Origin of the sequence: Microcystis sp. LE19-41.2A (genome assembly GCF_027530405.1) — a bacterium.
GTDB classification, from domain to species: domain Bacteria; phylum Cyanobacteriota; class Cyanobacteriia; order Cyanobacteriales; family Microcystaceae; genus Microcystis; species Microcystis aeruginosa.
Genome location: NZ_JAPZQJ010000674.1, coordinates 1 through 3,257 on the forward strand (window position 1 = coordinate 1; position 3,257 = coordinate 3,257).

Sequence of the window (3,257 nt, forward strand, 5' to 3'; positions counted from 1 at the left end):
AAATCCTTATCTGGCAAGAGACTTAATTGATTAGTTCGCTCTAGATCGAAAACAATTGACAAAAATCGCCAAATGTCTTTCTCTATAAGAGTTTCATTCCTTATAATCCTGTACGTTGCATAAGACAAACCGAAGAACCATCTGGGTTGTAATAAACCTACACCTGTCAGCATCCCACACCCCATCACCCCACTTCCCCGCGGTTGAGTTAGCGGGTTAGGCTTCGATCTGTCAGAATACAAGTATTGAAACAAACCTTTTAAGAGGCTTCATGGTGGAAGTTAAAGTCGTTCCCCCGAAACGCAATTGGGTTCAGACGTGCTGGCAATCCCTGAATTCCTTATCCCGCTTACTGGTGATTGCTCTAGCCGCACCACTTGTCGTCCTGAATGTCTGGGCATTATCGGCAATTTTTGGCTATTTTGAATCTTTATTTGTTATTTTACTGATAGCGGCCGTTCTATCTTTTCTCTTGGGTTATCCGGTGACTTGGTTGGAACGTCAGGGATTAAAACGGGGTTTAGCTGCAATCGTGGTTTCCCTGATCACGATTTTAATTTTTGTGGCCGTGGGCATAACCCTAGTTCCCCTAGTCTTCACCCAAGCACAGCAATTTGTCAACAGATTGCCAGAATGGTTAGACTCGGGACAGCGCCAACTGATGCAACTAGATACCAAAATCGACACGATGAATCTACCGATTCCGATCAGTTTCGATGGTGTTATCGCTCAGTTTAACAGTCGTTTAGGGGCAGAATTGCAAATTCTAGCGGGAAGAAGCGTTAATTTAGCCCTTAATCTCACGGTTTTTACCGTGGTGCGGGTGCTTGATGTGCTGCTAACCATTATCCTCACCTTTTATCTACTTCTCCACAGTCCCGATATCTGGAGGAGTATTATCCAATGGTTGCCCAAACCCGTCCAACAACCCTTTTCCCTAACCCTACGCTTAAGTTTTCAGAATTACTTTGTCGGACAGGTAATTTGCGCCACCTGCATGGCCCTGGGATTAGTCACGGCATTTTTATCGATTAAAGTCCCTTTTGGTCTCCTATTCGGTCTGTTGATTGGCACCATGGCCTTAATCCCTTTTGGGGGAACTGTAGGCATTGTCACGGTGACAGCTTTACTAGCTTTGCGCGATATTGGTTTAGCTCTGCAAGTTTTAGCCGTGGCTGTAGTGGTGCAGCAAATTGTCGAAAATGGCATTGCTCCCCGGATTTTGGGCAGTGTCACTGGGTTAAATCCCTTTTGGGTGTTGGTCTCGGTCTTGACGGGGGCGCGAGTGGGCGGTTTACTGGGGGTGATTGTCGCGGTTCCCATGGCAGTAATGATCAAGGAAGCTTTGGAGGTTATCCGTCAAGTGACACCAGAGGAGACAAAACACGGGATAATTAAACCCTCTCTCCCCCTAGAATCAGAATCCTCTAGCGAGGTGGTTTCTCGCTGAAGAATGACTGACGGCATGATCTAGGGCGATGTGAGCAGTAATATTGGCCGGGAGAAATCGGCAATTTTCTCGCAGGTTCTTGGCTTTTCTCCCTCGATCGAGTTATGATATCCATATTGGTAGATTAACTCCACTTGCCCTGATCGCTGTCCCTGACAAGCAAGGACAAATCAAGGCTTGAGGATGCCTTGCTGGTCTCTGGGGCCTGGCTTATTGGGAGATTAGCTAACCAATTGTCTCTAAACTCGGATAATTTTAAGAACGGGTCATTGTCTATCCCGATAAATCAGCAAAAAATCGATATTTTGGTTAAATAGGCTACATTAACAGCCAAGTTTCTATCGTAAGCTCGAAGTTAAGACATAAAGTCAATATCACCCTCCGATTGCAATGAGAAAATGTTTGAATCGCTTAATATTTGGGCTTTTCAGACATTTTTTTTGTGGATTGATACTAAATCCAGTTATTAAAAACTGATTTAGTATGACATGGACAAACACCAACAGACCATGATCTGGAGAGATCGTCAAGAAAAGTATCAGAGTGAACTCTTGGAAAAGAATTGGTAAAATATAATTAGTAGGGAGAGTATTGCTGTTAATGTTTCGCTTTTTAACGAGACGTTAACCAAGCTCAAAGGCAAAAAATAGCAGTAATTTGCTAAAAGCTAAAAGCCGATAGCTGACTGCTCTATATATCTCTCGTATTCTTTACTTGTCGAGTTCAACACGACCCCTTTATGGAATCAAGCAACCCGTCAGGGAAGACTTCCGAACCTCCTAGTCATAGGTGGGCCAATTTACTCGGAACCATGATCGCAATTCTGACCCTAACGTTACCCTTGTTAGCGATTGGATATAACTCCACGCCTAACTATACCGAAGAACCCCTTACCGGTAACACATCCTACTCCCTAACGAGGCAAATGAGGTGACAGAATTGAGATAGACGATTGCCAAAATAAAAATTTTTTTCTTCGTCCCGATCCCCCTTATGGGTAAAATTTGGATCGGAGTTAATCAAAGTGTGTTTTAATTTTGCTTGCGCTTTTAGGTGACTCTAAAGGCGCTATTGTCTTGTATTTGGAGAAAGCTTGTGGATTTATCGCGCATTCCTGCCCAACCGAAACCAGGTTTAATTAACGTTTTAGTGGAAATTACCGCCGGCAGTAAGAATAAATACGAGTTTGATAAGGATTTAAATGCCTTTGCTCTCGATCGCGTTCTCTATTCTTCGGTACAATATCCCTGTGATTATGGTTTTGTTCCCAATACCCTCGCCGATGATGGCGATCCTTTAGATGGTATGGTGATCATGGATCAGCCTACTTTCCCCGGCTGTGTGATTACGGCGCGTCCCATTGGTATGCTAGAAATGATCGATGGTGGTGATCGCGATGAAAAAATTCTCTGTGTTCCCGCTAAAGATCCTCGTTATGCAGAGGTAAAATCTCTTAAAGATGTCTCTCCCCATCGCTTGGAGGAAATCGCCGAGTTTTTCAAAACCTATAAGAATCTAGAGAAAAAAGTCACAGAAATTCTCGGTTGGAAAGATGTGGACGCAGTAACCGCTTTAGTTGAACAGTGTATTGCTGCTTATAAGTAAGGTTTGCGGCAAAAAGTTTGTTGTGGGGTTAGGAGTCGGGAGTCAGGAGTCAGAATTCAGGAGTCGGGAGATAGGGTGATAGGGATTTAGGGGTTTAGGGAAATTTCAGCCAAATGCTCCACTACCCCACTACCCCCCGACCCCCCGAACCCCCCACCCCCCCACCCCCCCGCGCCCCCCCCCCCCCCCCCCCCCCCCCCCC

At 45.0% G+C, this 3,257-nt stretch carries 3 protein-coding genes; all 3 read left to right on the top strand.

The window, feature by feature from the left end; translation table 11 throughout:
- The first annotated feature begins 271 nt into the window (after nt 1-271).
- Nucleotides 272-1,450, top strand: coding sequence for an AI-2E family transporter (locus tag O9290_RS27650; protein ID WP_002760581.1), 1,179 nt, complete (start codon nt 272-274; stop codon nt 1,448-1,450).
- A gap of 739 nt (nt 1,451-2,189) precedes the next feature.
- Nucleotides 2,190-2,384 carry a TLTLP motif-containing protein gene (locus O9290_RS28675; RefSeq protein ID WP_012267246.1) on the top strand — a complete coding sequence of 65 codons (195 nt, stop codon included), beginning with the start codon at nt 2,190-2,192 and terminating at the stop codon, nt 2,382-2,384.
- Between the two features lie 161 nt (nt 2,385-2,545).
- Nucleotides 2,546-3,055 (top strand): inorganic diphosphatase, encoded by a 510-nt coding sequence (locus tag O9290_RS27655; RefSeq protein ID WP_002760578.1) that lies wholly within the window; start codon nt 2,546-2,548, stop codon nt 3,053-3,055.
- Nucleotides 3,056-3,257 lie beyond the last annotated feature (202 nt).